Source organism: Leadbetterella byssophila DSM 17132, from assembly GCF_000166395.1.
Classification (GTDB): Bacteria; Bacteroidota; Bacteroidia; order Cytophagales; family Spirosomataceae; genus Leadbetterella; species Leadbetterella byssophila.
This window is the reverse complement of record NC_014655.1, coordinates 1,160,170-1,179,886: the sequence shown is the minus strand read 5'-3', so window position 1 is coordinate 1,179,886 and position 19,717 is coordinate 1,160,170. Positions and strand designations below refer to the sequence as shown.

Annotated in this window: 22 protein-coding genes; 10 read left to right on the top strand and 12 right to left on the bottom strand. The window is 39.9% G+C overall.

Annotated features, from left to right (window positions below; all coding sequences use genetic code 11):
- The first annotated feature begins 377 nt into the window (after positions 1–377).
- A complete protein-coding gene (gene ltrA, locus LBYS_RS05660) occupies positions 378–1,751 on the top strand; it encodes a group II intron reverse transcriptase/maturase (RefSeq protein WP_041824265.1) in 1,374 nt (457 codons plus the stop codon).
- 79 nt (positions 1,752–1,830) lie between these two features.
- Here the strand turns inward: ltrA and LBYS_RS05655 are convergent, their stop codons facing one another.
- The 3 genes from LBYS_RS05655 to LBYS_RS05645 all read right to left on the bottom strand — a co-directional run bounded on the left by LBYS_RS05655 (position 1,831) and on the right by LBYS_RS05645 (position 4,982).
- Positions 1,831–3,156, bottom strand: a complete 1,326-nt coding sequence (locus tag LBYS_RS05655) for an ammonium transporter (protein ID WP_013407912.1) — start codon at positions 3,154–3,156, stop codon at positions 1,831–1,833.
- Positions 3,157–3,177: 21 nt separating this feature from the next.
- Positions 3,178–4,284 carry a porin gene (locus LBYS_RS05650; protein ID WP_013407911.1) on the bottom strand — a complete coding sequence of 369 codons (1,107 nt, stop codon included), beginning with the start codon at positions 4,282–4,284 and terminating at the stop codon, positions 3,178–3,180.
- A gap of 350 nt (positions 4,285–4,634) precedes the next feature.
- Positions 4,635–4,982, bottom strand: coding sequence for a 4Fe-4S binding protein (locus LBYS_RS05645; protein WP_013407910.1), 348 nt, complete (start codon positions 4,980–4,982; stop codon positions 4,635–4,637).
- A gap of 109 nt (positions 4,983–5,091) precedes the next feature.
- On the opposite strand from LBYS_RS05645, the gene LBYS_RS05640 reads away from it, so the two are divergent.
- Entirely contained in the window at positions 5,092–6,069 is a 978-nt protein-coding gene (locus LBYS_RS05640) for an aldehyde dehydrogenase family protein (RefSeq protein WP_013407909.1), read from the top strand.
- Here the strand turns inward: LBYS_RS05640 and LBYS_RS05635 are convergent.
- Complete coding sequence (locus tag LBYS_RS05635) at positions 6,055–6,855, bottom strand: alpha/beta hydrolase (RefSeq protein WP_013407908.1); 801 nt, start codon at positions 6,853–6,855, stop codon at positions 6,055–6,057. The two genes, LBYS_RS05640 and LBYS_RS05635, sit on opposite strands and share 15 nt — an antisense overlap.
- 69 nt (positions 6,856–6,924) lie before the next feature.
- Between LBYS_RS05635 and LBYS_RS05630 the strand changes: the two genes are divergently transcribed.
- From LBYS_RS05630 to LBYS_RS05605, 6 genes are read left to right on the top strand one after another with little or no spacing between them, the layout of a single operon-like run.
- Entirely contained in the window at positions 6,925–7,635 is a 711-nt protein-coding gene (locus LBYS_RS05630) for an alpha/beta hydrolase-fold protein (RefSeq protein WP_013407907.1), read from the top strand.
- Between the two features lie 12 nt (positions 7,636–7,647).
- Positions 7,648–8,634, top strand: coding sequence for an ATP-grasp domain-containing protein (locus LBYS_RS05625; RefSeq protein ID WP_013407906.1), 987 nt, complete (start codon positions 7,648–7,650; stop codon positions 8,632–8,634).
- A gap of 2 nt (positions 8,635–8,636) precedes the next feature.
- On the top strand, positions 8,637–9,734 hold the full coding sequence (locus LBYS_RS05620) for a carboxylate-amine ligase (protein WP_013407905.1): 1,098 nt from the start codon (positions 8,637–8,639) through the stop codon (positions 9,732–9,734).
- A gap of 41 nt (positions 9,735–9,775) precedes the next feature.
- Positions 9,776–10,591 (top strand): type 1 glutamine amidotransferase, encoded by an 816-nt coding sequence (locus LBYS_RS05615; protein ID WP_013407904.1) that lies wholly within the window; start codon positions 9,776–9,778, stop codon positions 10,589–10,591.
- A complete protein-coding gene (locus LBYS_RS05610; RefSeq protein WP_013407903.1) occupies positions 10,588–11,781 on the top strand; it encodes a hypothetical protein in 1,194 nt (397 codons plus the stop codon). Before LBYS_RS05615 ends, LBYS_RS05610 begins: the two co-directional genes overlap by 4 nt.
- Positions 11,781–12,974, top strand: coding sequence for an aspartate aminotransferase family protein (locus LBYS_RS05605; protein ID WP_013407902.1), 1,194 nt, complete (start codon positions 11,781–11,783; stop codon positions 12,972–12,974). The genes LBYS_RS05610 and LBYS_RS05605 overlap by 1 nt, the downstream gene beginning before the upstream one ends.
- Before the next feature lie 8 nt (positions 12,975–12,982).
- Here the strand turns inward: LBYS_RS05605 and trxA are convergent, their stop codons facing one another.
- The 6 genes from trxA to ispG all read right to left on the bottom strand — a co-directional run bounded on the left by trxA (position 12,983) and on the right by ispG (position 17,214).
- Complete coding sequence (gene trxA, locus LBYS_RS05600) at positions 12,983–13,306, bottom strand: thioredoxin (RefSeq protein WP_013407901.1); 324 nt, start codon at positions 13,304–13,306, stop codon at positions 12,983–12,985.
- 114 nt (positions 13,307–13,420) lie between these two features.
- Positions 13,421–14,323 (bottom strand): OmpA family protein, encoded by a 903-nt coding sequence (locus LBYS_RS05595; RefSeq protein WP_013407900.1) that lies wholly within the window; start codon positions 14,321–14,323, stop codon positions 13,421–13,423.
- 72 nt (positions 14,324–14,395) lie between these two features.
- The gene (locus LBYS_RS18205; protein ID WP_013407899.1) at positions 14,396–14,797 is read right to left on the bottom strand and encodes a gamma-glutamylcyclotransferase family protein; all 402 of its coding nucleotides are present in this window, start codon (positions 14,795–14,797) and stop codon (positions 14,396–14,398) included.
- On the bottom strand, positions 14,773–15,117 hold the full coding sequence (locus LBYS_RS05585; protein WP_013407898.1) for an MmcQ/YjbR family DNA-binding protein: 345 nt from the start codon (positions 15,115–15,117) through the stop codon (positions 14,773–14,775). The genes LBYS_RS18205 and LBYS_RS05585 overlap by 25 nt, the downstream gene beginning before the upstream one ends.
- Positions 15,114–15,302, bottom strand: coding sequence for a DUF6728 family protein (locus LBYS_RS05580; protein WP_013407897.1), 189 nt, complete (start codon positions 15,300–15,302; stop codon positions 15,114–15,116). Before LBYS_RS05580 ends, LBYS_RS05585 begins: the two co-directional genes overlap by 4 nt.
- Entirely contained in the window at positions 15,295–17,214 is a 1,920-nt protein-coding gene (gene ispG, locus LBYS_RS05575) for a (E)-4-hydroxy-3-methylbut-2-enyl-diphosphate synthase (RefSeq protein ID WP_013407896.1), read from the bottom strand. Before ispG ends, LBYS_RS05580 begins: the two co-directional genes overlap by 8 nt.
- A 94-nt stretch (positions 17,215–17,308) precedes the next feature.
- Between ispG and LBYS_RS05570 the strand changes: the two genes are divergently transcribed.
- Entirely contained in the window at positions 17,309–17,917 is a 609-nt protein-coding gene (locus LBYS_RS05570) for a 7-carboxy-7-deazaguanine synthase QueE (protein ID WP_013407895.1), read from the top strand.
- Positions 17,917–18,411, top strand: a complete 495-nt coding sequence (locus LBYS_RS05565; protein WP_013407894.1) for a GNAT family N-acetyltransferase — start codon at positions 17,917–17,919, stop codon at positions 18,409–18,411. The genes LBYS_RS05570 and LBYS_RS05565 overlap by 1 nt, the downstream gene beginning before the upstream one ends.
- 51 nt (positions 18,412–18,462) lie before the next feature.
- Here LBYS_RS05565 and LBYS_RS05560 read toward each other — a convergent pair whose 3' ends face one another.
- The gene (locus LBYS_RS05560; RefSeq protein WP_013407893.1) at positions 18,463–18,885 is read right to left on the bottom strand and encodes a hypothetical protein; all 423 of its coding nucleotides are present in this window, start codon (positions 18,883–18,885) and stop codon (positions 18,463–18,465) included.
- 260 nt (positions 18,886–19,145) lie between these two features.
- Complete coding sequence (gene pth, locus LBYS_RS05555) at positions 19,146–19,706, bottom strand: aminoacyl-tRNA hydrolase (RefSeq protein WP_013407892.1); 561 nt, start codon at positions 19,704–19,706, stop codon at positions 19,146–19,148.
- Between the last annotated feature and the right edge of the window lie 11 nt (positions 19,707–19,717).

Genomic DNA, 19,717 nt, shown 5'->3' with positions numbered 1-19,717 from the left:
GAAGTTTGAGGCAAAACCTCGATCCGACGAACAGAAACTACATACAAGGCCGCAAGTGTTGGGTGAGGCTGCAAAACAAGCCGAAGCCCTAAACTGTACGGAAACACTATGGTAAATGTAGCGGATATATGAGGTGAAAGTTATTGTTCTTACCTGGGGAGATCTGACTAAACTCTGTCAAAGGTATACGCGAATGCCCGCGAAGAAACATATAGCAGAATAATAATGCTAGTATGCTTTAGTCAGAAGTCAGCAGAGGACATAGTACCCTGCTTCTCTACTTTATACAGGGGAAGGTCTGAATGTTAGAATGGCAAAGGAACCATGAAGTTTATGACGAAGTGTTAAAAGCCGAACCACATAAGAGAACTGCTTGCATGAGGGTAGGTCGGAAACTGATAGTAAAATGCAAGAGGAGCTTAGCTGAGTCGTGCAACGAAGTGGACACAATGCCTGAGGTTTTTTTTAGTAATACTATGTTGGAAGAGATATTACACATCCGAAATGTCAAACACGCAGTTGATCGTGTCATCTCTAATGGAGGTGCTAGCGGAGTTGATGGTATGCAGATCGATAATCTTCGTGACTACCTTAACACGCACTGGCAATCCCTGCGATCGGATATTCTCTCTGGCACTTACCGCCCACAAGCTGTTCGGAAAGTAGAGATTCCCAAAGCAAGTGGCGGCAAGCGTATGCTGGGTATCCCAACGGTCATCGACCGTGTTATTCAGCAAAGCATTTCCCAATGGCTTGGGTTAAAGTATGAGGGTGATTTTCACGATAACAGCTACGGCTTCCGTCCGAATCGTAATGCTCATCAGGCCGTCATTAAAGCGCAAGAGTATCTGAACTTGGGCTACACGTGGGTCGTTGAACTTGATTTGGAACAATTCTTCGATCAAGTGAACCACGACATACTGATGCATCTTTTGAGCAAGAAGATTACGGATCATCGAGTCCTAGCCCTGATCGGGAAATACCTTCGTTGTGGGATTATGGATCATGGTCTTGAACAAAAGCGAACCAAGGGCACACCACAGGGTAGTCCTTTAAGTCCACTTTTGTCAAACATCATCCTGAACGAACTGGACAGGGAACTCAGCTCCCGTGGACATCGATTTGTACGCTATGCGGATGACTGTAGTATCTACGCGAAGAGCAATAAATCCGCCACTCGTATTATGCGCAACATCACCAGTTACATCGAATCTACACTAAAGCTGAAAGTGAACCGTGAAAAGAGTAAGGTAAGCAAACCTTCCCAAAGTAGTTTACTCGGCTTTAGTTTCTTCAAAACTCAAGGAGATTGGCAGATTCGTATCTCTGCAAAGAGTATCGAACGAATCCGAGAGAAGTTACGTCAAAATACTCGACGTAATACAGTTACTCCTATGCATGAGCGACTGACTAAACTACGGCAAATTATTCACGGCTGGGTGGATTACTTTCGTATAGCAACGAATAAGAAGGTGATGGTAGCACTAGATAACCTAGTGCGAAGACGCTTGCGTGTTCTGCTTTGGAAGCAATGGAAGACCGCAGGTAATCGAATTCGGAACTTAATGAAACTGGGAGCCAAACGCTGGCTTGCCTACCAACATGCGAACACCCGTAAATCCTATACTCGGACAGGGACAAGCCCTATCGTTCAAACAACGCTAACAAACTCATACTTTACTAAATTAGGTTACGAAGGATTTGCAAACTACTATTACTGGAGAACAACGCATCAAACGACGTTATTCTAACAAACCGCCTTGGTACGGATCCGTATGCCGGGTGGTGTGAGAGGACAGATAGGGAAATAATCCCTATCTTCCTACTCGATTAAGCTTCTATTAGCTTTTCGTCGTGTTGACTGATATCTAATCCTGCGGTTTCATCTTCGTCGCTTACACGTAGAGGAATAATGATGTCAGTGATTTTAAGCACAACGAATGACATTCCAAATGCAAAAGCAGACGTCAATACTAAGGCCAAAAGGTGTTTCAAAAACAATGCGGTTTCTCCAAAGAATAGACCTTGTTCTGCAACCCCTTCATTTACACTAGAAGTGGCGAATACTCCCGTTAAAATCATACCTACCATACCGCCTACTCCGTGACAGGGGAATACATCTAAAGTATCGTCTAATGCAGTTTTGGTCTTCCAATGCGCTACTAGGTTAGAGATGATGGAGGAAACCACACCTATAACCAAAGCATGAGGTACGGTTACGAATCCGGCTGCGGGAGTGATGGCTACTAGACCTACTACCACACCAATACAGAAACCTAAAGCGGAAGGCTTTTTGCCTCTGATGGCATCAAAGAATACCCAAGCTACACCCGCTGCACCTGCAGCAGTGTTAGTTGTGGCAAATGCTACCACAGCTAGCGGACTAGCAGATAAGGCAGAGCCTCCATTGAATCCAAACCATCCAAACCATAGTAAGCCTGTTCCTAAGAGTACGTAAGGGACATTTGCCGGAGGAAGGAAATCATTTGTTGCATGTGATCTTCTTCTTTTTAGGTAAATGGCACCTGCCAGAGCAGCCCATCCAGCAGACATGTGAACCACAGTTCCGCCAGCGAAGTCTAAAACGCCTAGTTTGAAGAGCATACCATTTGGGGACCAGGTCATGTGTGCTAGTGGTGCGTAAATCAACAAGCTGAAGAGTACCATAAATACTACATATGCTTTAAAATTGATCCTTTCTGCCATGGATCCTGTAACTAAAGCAGGAGTGATAACGGCAAATTTCAATTGGAAAAAGGCGAATAGTAGGAAAGGAATGGTGCCCCAAGCCGGTCCGTCAGTAACGCCCTTTAACATGAAGTGTGTTGAAGGGTTGCCAAAGAATCCTCCGATGGAGTCGCCAAAAGCTATGCTAAAACCTAAAACTACCCAAACTACTGAGATTACACCCATAGCAATGAAACTCTGAAGCATGGTAGAGATGACGTTTTTGGCATTGACCATTCCTCCGTAAAAGTAGGCTAAGCCCGGAGTCATGATCAAAACTAATGCGGCTGAAATGAGCACCCAAGCAGTGTCTGCGGCGTCTATGCCTTCCGTTACGATAGCTGTTGGCGTAAATGGGAAGAAGAGTGCCAGTCCTGTGATGACCAGTAAAATGATTAAGGGTACTGGTGATAGTTTAGAGTTAGTCATTTTGTTATTGAGCGTTTTGTATTAGAAATAAAAGATCATTGCTGCACCTATGGTTGATTGAGCGTTTTTGGACAAGTTTCCGTCTTTTCCGGGCAACTGAAAGGTTTCCTTACTATCATGATGGTATTTGTCCCAGCGGTATTCCGGTTTGATCAGTAGGTTTGGAGAAATTTGGAAAGATCCGGTAAGTGTGATTCCTTGCGTAGAAACGCCTTTTCCATCTGCATCTACCAGGTAAATTCCTCCTTCTTTGTTGTCAAAGTGCTCCAGTCTTGTACCCAGAGAAAAGATATCACTAAACTGGTATTGAGCATAGAACGCTAAGCCTGACCATTGGCCTGTTGGATTGCTTCCGGTGGTAGCATTAAGTCCTAAAAGTGTTTTGCTGTTAATCTGATAAGAAGTGGCTAAATCAAACCACTTGACATAGTATTTCTCTTCTTCGATGCCTTCGTTTGAACCGAAATAATTCAAGTATACTGCCCAGTCTTTTACAGGTTGTAAAAAGACCTGAGCCTGGAATCCTTTGCTTTTGTTGAAATCTTCTTTCGTGTCTAGTCCATTAGTAAGGCCCACCATAAAGGCAAGTTTGTCAGACACTGCGTAATCTAATTTTACTCCGGTATGGTAGAAGGGGCCGTTACCGAATAGGTTTGAAAGGGAATAGTTGAAATTTGTAGGTGCATCTATGACTTCATAGCCTATGTTCGTGCCGTATTGGCCAGCGGTTAATTTAAATTTTTCGTTGATGAGCCAGGAAACATAGGCTTGTTTGATGGCTAATCCTGAACTTCCGAATTCTCTGCCTAGCGGACTAAGAGCATTGCCATAATTAGCAAGATCTCCATGGTTTCCGAAAACCAAGTCTATCACACCCTCTACTTTGTCAGTAGTATAAGTGGTTTTTAATTGGGCAAGTCCTACTTGAAAGCTATTGGCATTGTGGTCAAAGATTCTCTCAAATCCGGATGCGCCAAGGTTAGACGTGACTCCGTTGAAATTGTAGAAGTAGTAAGAATCAACATATCCGGAGAGGGAGAGGGGCTTTGCAGGAGGGGAGGTGTCATCCTGACCAACTGCGAAAGATGCTCGAACAAAACTTAATGTAAGTAAAAGTAAAATTCGCATAATAAAATTTTTTTTGAGGTTATTTTAATTGTTTAGCTAATGCGAATTTGAGTGGGTGAATTTAATACATGCAAATAATGAATCCGGATTTTTTTAATATTTCAGGAAAAGAATAAAAAATTATTGGAATGTTTATATATGATAGAATATTCTTTGTAAATGGAAAATAGTAGAATTAAATTTTACGTTAGCTTACTTATTGAAAATTAGTTGAGTGCGGAAAATCGAAAAGCGAAATGTGGGAAATGGAGATTTGCACTAAAAATATAAAATATTGTAAAATACAAATATTGCAGAATATAATTTTTTTTCTAGTAGTGGTGTGGGCAAAAAAATAACCGCTATTGCGGTTATTCTTGGTGTAGCCAAGCTTTCTTGGCGAGTAATGTCTCTTCGTCTTCGACATTGTCCGGATCTGGAACGCAGCAGTCAACGGGGCATACTGCAGCACATTGCGGTTCTTCATGGAAACCAACGCATTCCGTACATTTGTCAGATACTATATAATAGAATTCATCAGATACTGGTTTCATTTGTGCTGAACCGCTGATAACTGTTCCATCTCCAAAGTCTACTTCAGTCAAACTGGTCCCGCCACCGTAAGTCCATTCCATTCCGCCTTCGTAAATTGCATTATTTGGACATTCGGGTTCGCAAGCTCCGCAGTTTATACATTCATCTGTGATTATAATTGCCATGCTTTCTTCAGTTGTCTAGTTGAAACAATAACAAATATAATTAGCTTTTGTTTCATTCTAGTTTGTAATTTTACGATAAATCTATGTAAATAGTAGGAAGATAAGAATAATGAAAATTGAAGATAGAATAGTACTATTTTCAGAATTGGGCCAGGAGCTTCTGAGTCCTTCTGAGGAGTTAATAGCGGGTGCGAAGGCCAGGAATCCTTGGTTTACCGAAGACAATATCCGAAAAGCTATCCAAAGGGTGGCTGAAGAGTTTTTGAATAAGGAGAAACTGGAAGCATGGGTCAGTGCTTATCCGGCAACTTATTTTACTCCTAACGGACCCAAGCGTATTGGTATAGTTGCGGCAGGTAATCTTCCTTTGGTAGGAATTCAGGATCTTATTCATGTTTTGATGAGCGGGCATGAAGCCTATTATAAACCTTCCTCTCAAGATGAAGTTCTTCCTACTTTCATTATATCTCGTTTGAAGGGAAAATTGCCGGTGTATTTAGCGGATAAGTTGAACGACCTAGATGCATATATTGCTACCGGCAGTGGAAATACAGCAAGGTACTTCGAGTATTATTTGGGTAAAAAACCTTCTATTATTCGTAAGAACAGAGTGAGTGTAGCTATTTTAGACGGAAGCGAAAGTAGGGCTGATTTAGCTAATTTGGGGAATGATATTTTGGAATATTTCGGTTTGGGGTGTAGAAACATTTCAAAATTATATGTGCCAAAGGGCTATGATTTTACGCATTTCTTTGAAAGTATAGAGTATTGGAATACCATTACTTTACATTCCAAATATGTAAACAATTATGACTATAATAAGTCTATCTTTTTAGTAAATGGAGATGAGCATTTAGACAATGGTTTTCTACTGTTAAAAAGATCATCTGATCTGCATTCTCCAATTTCAACGGTATTTTTTGAAGAATACGAAGATAGAAATGCTGTTCAATCCATTTTAGAAGAAAAGAAAGAAGAGATTCAGTGCGTAGTAGGAAGAGAGGTTCGATTTGGTTCGTCTCAAAAGCCTTCTTTAGGTGACTACGCTGACGGAGTAGATACGTTAGCGTTTTTATCTCGTCTCTAAAACCCATTCTAAGAATTGAGGGAACACAGCTTGCCAAGTGTTAAAGTTGTGTTCTCCTCCTTCTACTTCTACATAGCAAATATCCTGTTCGGAGTATCCTATTTTCTTTAATTCCTCTATCAACTCTAGGGTGTCATCAATGGAGTCTATAATGCCATTGTTATTCCTGTCTTCCGTTTCATCATTTGTCCCACATTCAAACCAAAATTGTAATCCGGGTTTATACGGTCCATTCTTTACTTTATTGTGAATGATACGGTCCAGATCTTGTTCATAACCGGCCTCATAACTTTTGGTTCTCCACCAGAGTGAGCCGCTGAATACTCCTGCTTTTGAAAAGATATCAGGATGCTCCCAGGCTATGTCAAATGCAGATAATCCTCCTAAAGAGAAGCCGCAGATGAAATTTGATTGAGGTTTTGTAGATAAGGGTAAGGTGTGACTAAGAGATGGCTTAAGTTCTTCAATGATAAATTTGGTATAGTCATGGGCCAGATCACCTCTTCCTTTATAATCGGATATATGCGCTGTGCCATATTCCCGTAGTCGGCGTTCGTTCGTGTGAATGCCTATCCAGATGAAGGGTTTACCTCCTTTTTTGTAATGTTCCTCACAAATTAGATGTGGCGCTAATCTGTCCCAGTCTTGTCCGTCATTTACAAAAAGAGCAGGTAAAGGTTCTTCTGATTGTTGCTTTGGTACGATTAAATCAAAGGTCACGCTTCTTTGTAAGTGAGTGGAATTCAGCGTTTGCTTGCGAAAGATTTGAAAGAATTTGCTGCTCAAGATGAAATAATATTTTGTTTATTGACGCAGGTGAAATATATTACCTTACGAAACGCAAAAGTAATAACTATGCAAGAACGAAACATCAATTTTTACTCTCATATTCTAGGTAAAGATTTACATTTACAGATTATGGGGCACTGGGGTTTCCCTGTTCTGATGTTTCCCACTTCTATGGGTTCTGTTTCCCAGAATAAGGATATGGGCCTACTGAACAGCGTAAGGTCGTTCATAGAAGGTGGGCAGATCAAAACCTATAACATTGAGACCATTGATTTTGAGTCTTTCTATGGAAAGAACATTAGTCCACATGACAGAGCCTACAATTACGAATTGTATACGCGTTTTTTGTGTAGTGAACTAATTCCAAAGATTCAGGAGGAAAATCATGTACATAGGATAGGTGTAGCCGGTTGTAGTTTCGGAGCTTATCATGCCGTAAATCTGGCCTTTAAGTATCCGGATTTGATCTCTTTTGTTATTGGGATGAGCGGATCATATGATATAAGTACTTTTATGAGTGGATATCATGATCAAAATGTTTATTTCAATAATCCGGTGGAATTTGTGCCAAATGCGGAATCCTGGACCTTTAATCACATGAAGGTTATATTGGGAACTTCTGATTGGGACATTTGCAGGAATGAGAGTCTGAGGTTTTCTGAGATCTTGAAGGCCAAAGGAGTGCAACACTGGTATGATGAAAAGAAATGGGCTAAGCACGATTGGCCTCTTTGGAACATGGCGTTTCCGGAATATTTAAATGCGGTTATGAATTAAACACTACTATATATGAAAAAAGTTGGTATACTATTCGGTATGGAAAATACCTTCCCTTGGGCGTTTGTGGACAGGGTTAATGAAAAAACAGGTAAGAAAGATATATTAGCGGAACCCGTGCTCATTGATAAAGTGGAGCAAGGGGTGCCCTCAGAATATGCCGTCATTTTTGATAGAATCTCTCAGGATGTACCTTTCTACAGGGCATACCTTAAAAATGCAGCATTAAATGGTACAGCCGTTGTAAACAATCCTTTCTGGTGGTCAGCTGACGAGAAGTTCTTTAATAACTGTCTGGCCGTTCAATTAGGTATTCCTGTACCTAAGACGGTTTTGCTTCCGTCAAAGGAAAGGCCGGATGATACCTCAGAACAGTCATTCCGAAACCTGGCTATGCCCTTAGACTGGCAATATATGTTAGAGAGAATAGGATTCCCAGCTTATATGAAACCTCATGCAGGTGGAGGATGGAAAAGTGTTTATAAGGTGGAGAATCCGGAGGATCTGTGGGCTAAACATGGAGAAACCGGACAGTTGGTCATGCTTCTTCAAGAGGAAATAGTCTTCACGGACTATTATCGCTGCTACTGCATTGGCGGAAAATACGTTCATATCATGCCTTATGAACCTAGAAATCCACACCATCTACGTTATGCTACCCAGCCTAAAACCCAAGGCGAGGCACATAAAAAGCTTATGGCTACCATTAAGGATTATGTATTAAAGCTGAATCAAGCTTTAGGATATGATTTCAATACCGTAGAATTCGCAGTTCGAGACGGCATTCCTTATGCCATTGACTTCTGTAATCCTGCCCCAGATGCAGATATCAATTCAGTGGGACAAAGTAATTTTGAATGGGTGGTAGAGCATGCTGCCAATTTTGCCATAGAGAAGGCGCAGTCCCACGTTCCTGGGCAAAACAATTGTACTTGGGGTACATTTGTACAATCGGCTTCAGCTAGTACTAAAAAAGTGAGCACTAAAAAATCCAAGTAATCATGGGATTGTTTACCCTGGGGATTGAAGAGGAATTTCAAACCATTGATCCCGAAACTCGAGAACTGAAGAGCCATATGTCTAAGATTGTGGAGGGCGGAAGAATCATTCTGCAGGAAAGAATCAAGCAGGAAATGCATCAGGCAGTGGTAGAGATGGGTACTAACATTTGTACGAATATTCAAGAAGCTAGAGATGAAGTCACTTTTCTTCGTCAAAAGCTATTGGAGTTAGCAGAAAATCAAGGCCTGAAAGTGGCTGCGGCAGGAACGCATCCTTTCTCTGATTGGCAGCATCAATTGATCACGGAAGATGATCGATATAATAAACTCATCGACGAAATGCGCGATGTGGCTCGCGGTAATCTTATCTTTGGCTTACATGTGCATGTAGGCATTGATGATAGAAACGATGCCATCAAGATCATGAACCAGTTGAGGTATTTCTTGCCACATATCTTTGCATTGTCTGTCAATTCTCCTTTCTGGTGCGGTAGAAATACGGGTTTTCATTCGTATAGGGCAAAGGTGTTTGATAAGTTTCCAAGAACAGGTATTCCTGAGCATTTTGAGAGTGCAGCTGAATATGATGATTACTTACGATTACTCATCAAGACAGGTTGTATAGATAACGGAAAGAAGATTTGGTGGGATTTGCGCTTGCATCCTTTCTATCCTACTATAGAATTCAGGATCTGCGATGTTCCCATGCGCGTGGATGAAACCATCTGTCTGGCTTCCATCATGCAGGCTTTGGTGGCAAAACTTTATTCGCTCAAAGAGAAAAATCTAAGTTATAGGACCTATCCTAAGCATTTGATCAATGAGAACAAATGGAGGGCCGGTAGATATGGTATTCATTCAAATCTCATTGATTTTGGGATTGAATCAGAGGTGCCTTATCCGAAATTGGTAGATGAACTATTGGAGTTCATTTGGGATACCGCTAAGGATTTGGGGTCAACGGATGAGATTTCATATATCAGTCAGATAATGAAAAATGGAACCGGAGCTGATAGGCAACTGAGAGTGTATGAAGAAACCGGATGCTATAATGCCGTGGTAGACTACATAGTAGAAGAGACAAAGTTCGGACTTTAAGTGATTTTTTCCGAACTTTGTACATTGAACTAAAGTAGCTTATGGGAAAATTTAGGATAGGGGTATTAGATTTAAATAATGGTGCTCCGAATGAGGGGATGAGGTGTATAAAGTACCTGGTCGAAGAGTTCTTTATGAGGAAAGAACTTGAAACAGATTACGAGGTATTTGATGTGCGTAGAGGAGATGTTTTGCCTCGCTATGATGAGTTTGATGCCTATATCAGTTCCGGCGGCCCCGGTAGTCCGCTTTTGGAAGGTACGGATTGGGAGAAGAGATTCTTTTCTTTAATAGATGACATAATTGCTCACAACAAGGAACATCAGGAGAAGATCTATTTCTTTGGTATTTGTCACTCCTTCCAACTTTTGGTCCAACATTTTGGATTAGCAAAGATCACGAAAAGAAGATCAACTTCATTTGGCGTTATGCCCACTCACCAAGTGGTGGAAGATGAACCTTTATTCCAAGGTCTCGAAAATCCTTTTTGGGTGGTTGATTCCAGGGATTACCAAGTAATTCAACCTAATGAAGACGCTTTCTTGAGTACAGGAGCCAGAATTCTTTGTTTAGAGAAGGAAAGGCCTCATGTGCATTTGGAAAGAGCCATAATGGCCATTAGATTCACGCCGGAAATCATAGGAACCCAGTTTCATCCGGAAGCAGATGCTGAAGGTATGCACCGTCATTTTCAGACGGAAGAGAAGAAGAAAGCTGTGATTGAAAGTTTCGGTGAAGGGAAATTAAAAAGTATGTTAGAATCATTGGAAGACCCGGATAAGATCATGCTTACAGAGTCAGTGATCATTCCCACCTTCCTTGAGACTGCGTTTAATCATAAAATGGAATTAGTTTGATACAGGAAAGTAGAAACAGATTTAATGCTTCCTTTACGGAAGAGAGATATAATTTGATGCTCCAGGAGATTGAAAATGAATTCCCTGGAGCATTAGACTTTAGAGTGGCGGAGTCTCCCGTTTTTATTGACAGGGATTTTAAGATGAAGGTCTTATTGGCATTCAATGATATTGTAGATCAAATCCTGAAGCCTGATTTCAAAACGAAGACTGAAAGAGCCATTCCAGAGGCCTACAAAGTAGGGAATGAAACTGAGTTTCCTAGTTGCCTAGCCGTAGATTTTGCCGTAACCAAGGGAGGAAATGGAGAATTTGAGCCTCAGTTGATAGAGTTACAGGGTTTTCCGTCCTTATTTGCTTACCAATCCTACATTGCAGGAAAGTATCGCAAACATTTTGATGTTGACAGGAATTTTTCCGAGTATTTTAATAGGTTAAACCCTATGAATTACCAGCAAGAAATGAGAAAGTTCTTATGTGGGGATGTGGCTCCTGAACATACCATATTGATGGAGATTGAGCCGGAGAAGCAAAAGACCCGCTTAGATTTTGCTTTGACAAAGAAACTTTGGGGTATTGAACCGGTATGTGTAACGAAATTGAGAAATGAAGGTGATCTTCTTTATTACGAAAAAGAGGGTCAAAAAGTGATGGTGCATAGGATATATAACCGTTTGATTCCTGATGATATAGAGAGGAACTATCCTGATTTGAAATTAGAGGTAGATTTTAACCGAGCTACAGGAGTACAGTGGGTCTCTCATCCGAACTGGTTTTATAGAATTTCAAAATTCAGTTTGCCTTTATTTAAGTCCAAGTTTGTTCCGGAAAGTCATTATTTGTCGGATTTCAAACCTGATGATCTTGAAAACTACGTTCTAAAACCCTTGTTTAGTTTCGCAGGTTCAGGTGTTAAAATTAATCCTACAAGAGAGGATCTGGAGTCCATTAAAGATCCGGAAAATTATCTGTTGCAAAGGAAGGTTCAATATGCACCGTGTATAGAAGATACAGAAGGAGGGAAGATCAAGTGTGAAATTCGACTTTTAGCCATTTGGCCGGAAGGAGCAGCTCGCCCTAAGTTAGTTACAAATCTAGCCCGTTTAAGTAGAGGAGAGATGATAGGAGTAGATTTCAATAAAGATTTCAATTGGGTAGGCGGTAGTGTAGGTTTTTACGAAACGAATTAATGAATTTACGACAATTATTTTTGCAGAATGTAGCTCAGACTTCTGATTCTCCACTGGCACTGGAATTTCCTAATGCAGAAGGAAGTTTTCTTATTGATGTGGAAGGTAAAAAATACTTAGATTTAATTTCCGGCATTTCAGTAAGCAATGTAGGTCATAAGCATCCCAAGGTTGTAAAAGCCATACATGAACAGACGGATAAATATTTGCATCAGTTGGTTTACGGAGAGTTTCTCCAAACCCCTCAGATCCTTTTGGCTAAAGCTTTGGTGGATACGCATAAACCCACGCACAGAGGGCAGAAGATAGATAATGTGTATTTTACCAATTCGGGTGCAGAGGCTGTTGAAGGAGCATTGAAATTAGCTAAGAGGTATACTGGGAAGCCTGAGATTGTGGCATGCAGGAGGGCTTATCACGGTTCTACTCAAGGGGCGATGTCACTAGGTGAGCATTTTTATAATCAAAATTACCGTCCTCTTTTGCCTGGAATTCGAAAAATGGAAAGGAACAGGTGGGAAGACTTGGACTGCATTACGGATCAAACGGCGGCAGTAATCATAGAGCCTATAGGAGCGGAATGTGGGGTTATAGTTACGGAGATAGAATTTATGCAGGAGTTGTCCAAAAGGTGTGTAGAAAAAGGGGCACTTTTGATCATGGATGAAATTCAGACCGGACTGGGTAGGACAGGTAAAATGTGGGCCTATGAGCACTTTGGTTTCGCGCCTGATATTGTTCTTTCTGCAAAAGCTTTAGGGGGAGGATTACCTTTGGGAGCTTTTATGGCGCCGCAAGAGATTATTTCTGTGTTCAAAGAGAATCCCGTGCTAGGTCATATTACCACTTTTGGAGGTAATCCCTTATGTTGTGCTGCAGGATTGGCCAGCTTGGAGGTGGTTCAATCGGAGATAGACCTATCTGAAGTGAGTAGAAAGGGGGAAAGGATCAAAAGCATCTTTGAGGGGCATCCTTTGGTAGGTGAGGTCAGAGGTATAGGATTGATGTTAGCGGCCACTTTTCCTGATTTCCCTACCTTGAAAGAACATATCGATTATTACATAGGGAAAGGATTGATAACCGACTGGTTCCTGTATTGTGATAATGCCATGAGGATTAGTCCGCCTTTGAATATTTCAGATGAGGAGATAGACTTATTGGAATCTATTATAAAAGAAAAAAGCCTCATGTGAGGCTTTTTTTATAATGCTGCTTCTAATTTCTGAACAAGAACGTGCTTTGGAACAGCACCCACTATTTTATCCACCAATTCTCCTCCTTTGAAGATCATTAGAGTAGGGATAGAACGAATTCCAAACTGTGCCGGAATAGCGCTATTTGCATCAACGTCCATTTTGCCTACTACAGCTTTATCTTGATATTCTCCTGCAATTTCTTCGACAACAGGGCCTATCATTTTACAAGGTCCACACCATTCGGCCCAGAAATCTACCAACACTGGTTTATCAGAGCTGATGATTTCTTGAAAATTATTGTCTGTAATTTCTAATGCGTTATTAGCCATTGTTAGATATGTTTATTTACTAAAGGAAAACAATGCCACAGAGGGGTTTAGTTCCTTTAAAACAAAAAAGCCATGTCCTTTGACATGGCTTTGATGAAATTCATTGGTATTGAATTATTTACCTACGTTATCAGGATTCAAAAGATCGTAGAACTGATCTAACTTAGGCATCAAGATAATGCGAGTTCTTCTGTTGATCGCACGACCTTCAGCAGTGCTGTTAGAAGTTAAAGTGTTATACTCTCCTCTACCTGCAGCGATGATCTTATTAGGATCAACACCAAATTTAGATTGTAGAGTTCTAACCACAGAAGTTGATCTCTTAACAGATAGATCCCAGTTATCTTCGATACAAGCAGTATTAATGCTTACGTTATCCGTATATCCTTCTACCATTACTTCAAGATCCGGACGAGACTTGATGATTGCAGCTACTTTCTCAAGTACTGAGTAAGCTCTTGGAGAGATTTTGTAGCTTCCTGAAGTAAATAGCATCTTATCTGAAAGATTAACCATTACCACAGTCTTATCCACTTTAACATCTACATCAGTGTCATCCAAACCATCTTTCAAAGCAGATTTTAAGTTAACTGCTAAGGCAAGGTTTAGAGAGTCTGCTTTAGATTTTGCTGCTTGAAGCAAGCTAATGTACTTGTCTTTTTTCTCTAATTGAGCAAGTGTTTTGTTGATGTTTTCGTTCGCAGAGCGGTTCAAAACAGTCAAGTCACCTACACGTTCCATCTGAGTATCTCTAACTCTTCTCAAGTCTTCAATTTGAGACTTAAGGTCAGAGATTTGGTTATCCTTAGCAGAATTTGTGGTAGCTACTCTGTCGCGCTCTTGCTCACATGCTACTAATTTGTTTTTGAAATCATTTACTAATTCGCCTCTTCTTTCTAGGTCTGCTTTAGTACTGGCTAATTCAGACTGAAGGCTGGCAAATTTCTTTTTAGACACACACGAAGTAAATGCTAGACCTACCAGTAAGGTGTAAATTAGTTTTTTTGAAATTCCCATGATAAATTGTAGTTTTTATAAGGTATAAGAAGTTACAAATATAAGATAAAACTAAAAAATTGCGCTAAATATTTACCAAAATCGTCCACTTACTATATAATCATTTGGCTTAACTTCTTTTTGGTACCAATAAGTCCAACACTTATGTACTTTCTCATCCTTGGTACTGGCAAAGGTTATCTCTCTTATATAGAGTGAACGCTCAGGTTGATTAGCGTAAAACTCCTCATACTCGTCTAAAACGGGAAGGAGTTCATTAAAATTGTTTAAGGTCAATAATTCCCCTTCAGTTTTTCCATTCCCTTTAATCATTCCGGGATATGCTCCCAGAAGATATAGTTGGCCATTCACAAACGCTTGTTCTCTTGTGATCAAGTGTTTATTTAATAGGGTAAAAAGGGGATTTTTGGGAAACTTGAGCATTAATGTGCCGTAAACAAAAAGCTTATTTATTTCTCCAGCATCTCTCTGCATTTCTTAGGAAGTTTGCTTTTGACGATTTGATAGGATTCTTCAATCAAGCGCTTCGTTAAATCTGGATTCTTGTGAAGAACCATTATCCAATGCACCTTATTGAAATGATAGGCCTCAGTGATATAAGGATAGGTGCTTTTAAGTTCCTCGTTCTTTTCTGGAGTGTTTTTCAATGCTACACATGGATAATCTGCGTCAAGTGGGATTAATGCATACATTTTTCCCATGACTTTGTATACCAAATTATCCGGTCCAAAAGGAGTCTCCTCTGTTATTCCCGGTAAACTTAAGCATAATTCACGTAGCTCTTCAAGGTTCATGATCTGATGAAATAGCGATACAGCAATACCAGTAAAGCAATTCCAAACATGATGATAGAGATCCTGTTTATCCCGTGCATAATCTTTAGATTAGTGCTGCTAGGATAATCTTTATTCTTGCTGAAGACCCTGCCAAAATATTGGAAAACCGGGCCGATCTTTAATAAATCCCAAAGTTTACTCATAAGAATTAATTTCTGGTTCTAACCAATTTCCGTCTTCTTTAATTAATTGGATCAACTCGTCTACCGCATCCTTAGAGGGTACAGAACGCTTCACCACTTGTTGACCTCTGTATAGAGAAATCTTATCCTTCCCGATTCCTACATATCCGTAATCCGCGTCTGCCATTTCTCCTGGTCCGTTAACTATGCAGCCCATTATCCCAATCTTAATTCCTTTCAAATGGTCTGTCCTTTTTCTGATCATAGCCGTAGTTTCCTGCAGATCAAATAGGGTACGTCCACAGGATGGACAGGAAATGTATTCCGTTTTAGAAATTCTGGTTCGAGAAGCTTGCAGTATACCAAATGCCAAACTGTTTAAAGCCTTGGTATCTTCATGTCCACTAATCATGATACCCTCACCAAATCCCTCTAAAAAAATACCCCCTAAATCAGTAGATGCATGCAATTGAATCTCTTCAAGTTCCAAACCGCTGTAATCCTTTCGTAGTATCACCGGATGGGTAGCCCATTGAGAAAGTATGGCACGATATGCTTGATAAGCCGTAGCCCCTTTAGCTTCTAAAACGAAGTTAACATTCTCCATAGTAGAAATTAAATTAGCTTTTTCTTCCGACCAATCCTTTAGTTCCAGAGCGATGAAGTTAAGTTCTGCATGTTTTTGAGTGCCATTAAAGTAGTCCTCTATACTCATTAATGGCAATTTGTTAACCTTATCTTCCGCGTTTAGCCAAGTAGGATAATCTTGGATTTCTTTAAGTCCATTAGGAAGCATAAATGAAATGGGATTAGATCCTGTATAGATATAATCTGCTCCTAAATCATTCATTTTCCATTTGTCGGGAAGTGGAAGATAGAAATGACCTATAGCTTTTAGGTCTTCTATTTCTACATTTGACTTTAGGCTAAAATCTGCTATCACCCTAGGGACTTGATGGCCTCCGAAATTGAAGACTTCTTTTCTGATGCGTCTTTCGTAATGAAAAGGATGTAAGGCGTCCTCTTTGGCAGGTATAGAATAGATTTTGGTGCTTGGATATCTACTAACTAATTTTTCTGCAACGGGAGCTTCAAACTCCGGATCTTCTGTTAAACTAACCCGAACGGTATCACCTAATCCGTCTTCCAATAGGGTTCCAATTCCCATGGAGGATTTTATTCTTCCGTCTTCTCCTTCTCCAGCCTCTGTTACACCCAGGTGAAGTGGATACGGGTGAAGTTTTTCCTCCTCTAAGCGCTTAACCAAAAGTCGGTAGGCATGAACCATCACTTGAGGATTGGAGGATTTCATGGAGATGACGATATTGTAATAGTTTTCATCCTCACAAATTTTCAAGAATTCCAACGCGGATTCTACCATACCTGCAGGCGTATCTCCATACCTGCTCAGGATTCTATCAGACAGAGAACCGTGGTTAGTTCCTATCCTCATAGCCGTGCCGTATTCTTTACAGATTCTTACCAAAGGTGTGAAACGCTCTCTGATTCTATCTAATTCTGCAGCATAGGATGCGTCAGTGTAATCTATGATTTCAAAACGTTTCTTGTCGGCATAGTTTCCTGGATTTATCCTGACCTTTTCAACTATTCGAGCCGCTAATTCAGCGGCATTAGGGGTAAAGTGAATGTCGGCAACCAAGGGAGTGTTATAACCTGCTGCACGAAGTTCTCTTTTTATGTTTTCAAGGTTTTGAGCTTCTTTTACGCTTGGGGCAGTGATTCTAACCAGTTCACATCCACTTTCTATCATTCTGATGCATTGGGCCACTGAACCGGCCGTGTCCATGGTATCTACGGTAGTCATGGACTGAATTCGGATAGGGTATTCTGACCCTAGACCTAGATCTCCTATCTTCACTTGTTGAGTGATTCTTCTGGAATACTCAGTCAGTGAATTACAATATGAAGGCATAAATTTGAGTATTGTATCTACTCTGCAAATATACGGAAATAATAAATGGTATTAGGTAAAACCACCTTTAGCAAATAGAGCTTAATTTTGTAGCATGAATCTAGAATTAGGATTACCCGTGATGGAGTCGTTTTACACACTCCAAGGTGAAGGGTTTCATAGTGGTAAAGCTGCATACTTCATTCGTTTAGGTGGATGTGATGTGGGATGTGTGTGGTGTGATGTGAAAGAATCTTGGGACGCTGAGGCTCATCCTCAATTTCGCGTTGAGGATATAGTAAATGGAGCCTTGGAGTATCCGGGCAGATTGGCAGTGATTACTGGCGGAGAACCCTTGATGTATGATTTAAATGAATTAACAGCTGAATTAAAACAAAAAGGATTTCAAACCAATATTGAAACGTCTGGTGCTCATCCCTTAAGTGGAGATTGGGACTGGATATGCTTTTCTCCCAAGAAATTCAAAGCGCCATTAGAAGAGTTTTATGCTGTGGCTAATGAGCTGAAGGTGATAGTTTATAACTCTTCCGACTTTGATTTTGCTGAAATTCACGCCGCGAAGGTGAATCCGGATTGTAAATTGTTTTTACAAGTAGAGTGGGATAGGAGAGAGAGAATGATGCCTTCTATCGTGGAATATGTAAAGGCAAATCCTCAATGGCGTGTGAGCATTCAGACGCATAAATATATGAATATACCTTGATGAAAACTGCTCACGTTCAAGATATTCCATTTCTACAAGATTTGGCTAGAAGGGCTTGGGAGGTGACCTATAGTCCTATTTTAGAAAGGGATCAATTAAATTACATGCTTGGCCTTTTTTATAGTCATGAGGTCTTAGCGCAGCAAATTACCTCCGGTGAACAAATATACCTCATAGATGATGAAGGTAAAGGATTCATTTCTTATCAAATGAATTACCCGGAAGTTCAGAAATGCAAGATTCACAAGTTGTATTTAGATCCGGATCAAAAGGGAAAGGGATTAGGGACTGCCATGATACAGGAAGTGGTAAGCCGATGCCAAAAAGAAGGAATGAGGGAGTTGTTATTAAATGTAAATAAATACAATTCCGCCAAGGTATTTTACGAGAAGGTAGGCTTTGTGGTGAAGGATGAAGTAGTCATTGATATAGGTAGGGGTTACATAATGGATGATTATGTAATGGCTTATAAAAACTTAACCCCGCCCTTATAAAGAGCGGGGTAAGCACTATTCAACCCTAACCTATTAAACTATGAAATGATCTTAAAGACTAGTCTGCTGAACGGGTACATCCACTAGCGGAAGTACTACTGAATTCGCTTTTTTAACGTTCCAGATATAAGTACTCACTGCTTGATTAAATGCAATTTGCTCGGCGATGCTTTTCACTTCTTTATTTCTTGATTCAGAAAAAGTCTTGCTTAAGTTATTAGCTGCAGCAATAAAGTTCTTCTGAGTATTTTCGTCTAAGTTGTAGAAACTAGCGGGATCTTTAGCGTATAGATCCATCACTGCAAGATATAAGTTTAAATCTTCAGTGTTCTTTTTAACTAGTTTTTTGCCTTTCTTATTTAAAGTGCTAACTACTTCAGCTGTATTCTTTACTTGTACTCTTGCTGAATCATTAGCAAACGTAGTGCTTAAACTTGTGGTGAATACTGTTAATAAAATTACTAAGGTTCTCATCTGCTTTTTCATTTTAGTTTATTTCTTCGTTTATTTCATTTTTTTGACAGTGCAAAGTTGCATATTGAAAAATAAACTACCAAATTTTATTTGGGATGAAAAACAGAATAATATTTTGAGCAAACTCTTTAATAATATTATTATGTGGTATATTTGGGTAATAGTTTTGAAAATATCAAAATAAAATTTGTTGACAAATGTACTTTACTTCTATAAAATCGTTTTTTACAGTAAATGCAAAAATTCTTTAAAAAATACAATTATTCATTGTATAAATTCATGGTGCGTGTGATTCCAATGGTGCAAAAGCTCAAAATCATCTCAATGGCCTTGTCTATTTTCGGAGAAAGAGTAATCAGTTCATCTTCAGTGAATTTGCCTAAAACAAAATCTACTTGTCTGCCTTTTGGGAAATCATCTCCAATTCCGATCCTTAATCTAGGGTACTGATCTGTATTTAAGATTTGCTGAATATTCTTTAGTCCATTATGGCCCGCAGAAGATCCTTTTTCTTTCATTCTGAGTTTTCCTAAAGGTAATGCGAGGTCATCAACTAGTACTAAAACCTGTTCAGGAGTTATTTTTAGTTGGTTCATCCAGTAGGCCAGTGCCTTTCCACTGAGGTTCATGTAGGTGGTAGGCTTTATAAGCGTGATTTGGTGAGATTTGAAAGAAAATTCAGTTACGAGTGCATGTCTTTGTAATGTGAACTTTAATCCTCTATCTATGGCCATTCGGTCTAAAACTATAAAACCTGCGTTATGGCGCGTTAAAACATATTCCGGACCTATATTTCCTAATCCTACGATAAGGTATTTCATCTGCTTTCTTT

Coding starts and splice junctions, on each gene's coding strand:
- ltrA (WP_041824265.1), top strand. CDS start 378: ATGAGGGTAGGTCGGAAACTGATAGTAAAATGCAAGAGGAGCTTAGCT.
- LBYS_RS05655 (WP_013407912.1), bottom strand. CDS start 3,156: ATGACTAACTCTAAACTATCACCAGTACCCTTAATCATTTTACTGGTC.
- LBYS_RS05650 (WP_013407911.1), bottom strand. CDS start 4,284: ATGCGAATTTTACTTTTACTTACATTAAGTTTTGTTCGAGCATCTTTC.
- LBYS_RS05645 (WP_013407910.1), bottom strand. CDS start 4,982: ATGGCAATTATAATCACAGATGAATGTATAAACTGCGGAGCTTGCGAA.
- LBYS_RS05640 (WP_013407909.1), top strand. CDS start 5,092: ATGAAAATTGAAGATAGAATAGTACTATTTTCAGAATTGGGCCAGGAG.
- LBYS_RS05630 (WP_013407907.1), top strand. CDS start 6,925: ATGCAAGAACGAAACATCAATTTTTACTCTCATATTCTAGGTAAAGAT.
- LBYS_RS05625 (WP_013407906.1), top strand. CDS start 7,648: ATGAAAAAAGTTGGTATACTATTCGGTATGGAAAATACCTTCCCTTGG.
- LBYS_RS05620 (WP_013407905.1), top strand. CDS start 8,637: ATGGGATTGTTTACCCTGGGGATTGAAGAGGAATTTCAAACCATTGAT.
- LBYS_RS05615 (WP_013407904.1), top strand. CDS start 9,776: ATGGGAAAATTTAGGATAGGGGTATTAGATTTAAATAATGGTGCTCCG.
- LBYS_RS05605 (WP_013407902.1), top strand. CDS start 11,781: ATGAATTTACGACAATTATTTTTGCAGAATGTAGCTCAGACTTCTGAT.
- trxA (WP_013407901.1), bottom strand. CDS start 13,306: ATGGCTAATAACGCATTAGAAATTACAGACAATAATTTTCAAGAAATC.
- LBYS_RS05595 (WP_013407900.1), bottom strand. CDS start 14,323: ATGGGAATTTCAAAAAAACTAATTTACACCTTACTGGTAGGTCTAGCA.
- LBYS_RS18205 (WP_013407899.1), bottom strand. CDS start 14,797: ATGCAGAGAGATGCTGGAGAAATAAATAAGCTTTTTGTTTACGGCACA.
- LBYS_RS05585 (WP_013407898.1), bottom strand. CDS start 15,117: ATGAACCTTGAAGAGCTACGTGAATTATGCTTAAGTTTACCGGGAATA.
- LBYS_RS05580 (WP_013407897.1), bottom strand. CDS start 15,302: ATGAGTAAACTTTGGGATTTATTAAAGATCGGCCCGGTTTTCCAATAT.
- ispG (WP_013407896.1), bottom strand. CDS start 17,214: ATGCCTTCATATTGTAATTCACTGACTGAGTATTCCAGAAGAATCACT.
- LBYS_RS05570 (WP_013407895.1), top strand. CDS start 17,309: ATGAATCTAGAATTAGGATTACCCGTGATGGAGTCGTTTTACACACTC.
- LBYS_RS05565 (WP_013407894.1), top strand. CDS start 17,917: ATGAAAACTGCTCACGTTCAAGATATTCCATTTCTACAAGATTTGGCT.
- LBYS_RS05560 (WP_013407893.1), bottom strand. CDS start 18,885: ATGAGAACCTTAGTAATTTTATTAACAGTATTCACCACAAGTTTAAGC.
- pth (WP_013407892.1), bottom strand. CDS start 19,706: ATGAAATACCTTATCGTAGGATTAGGAAATATAGGTCCGGAATATGTT.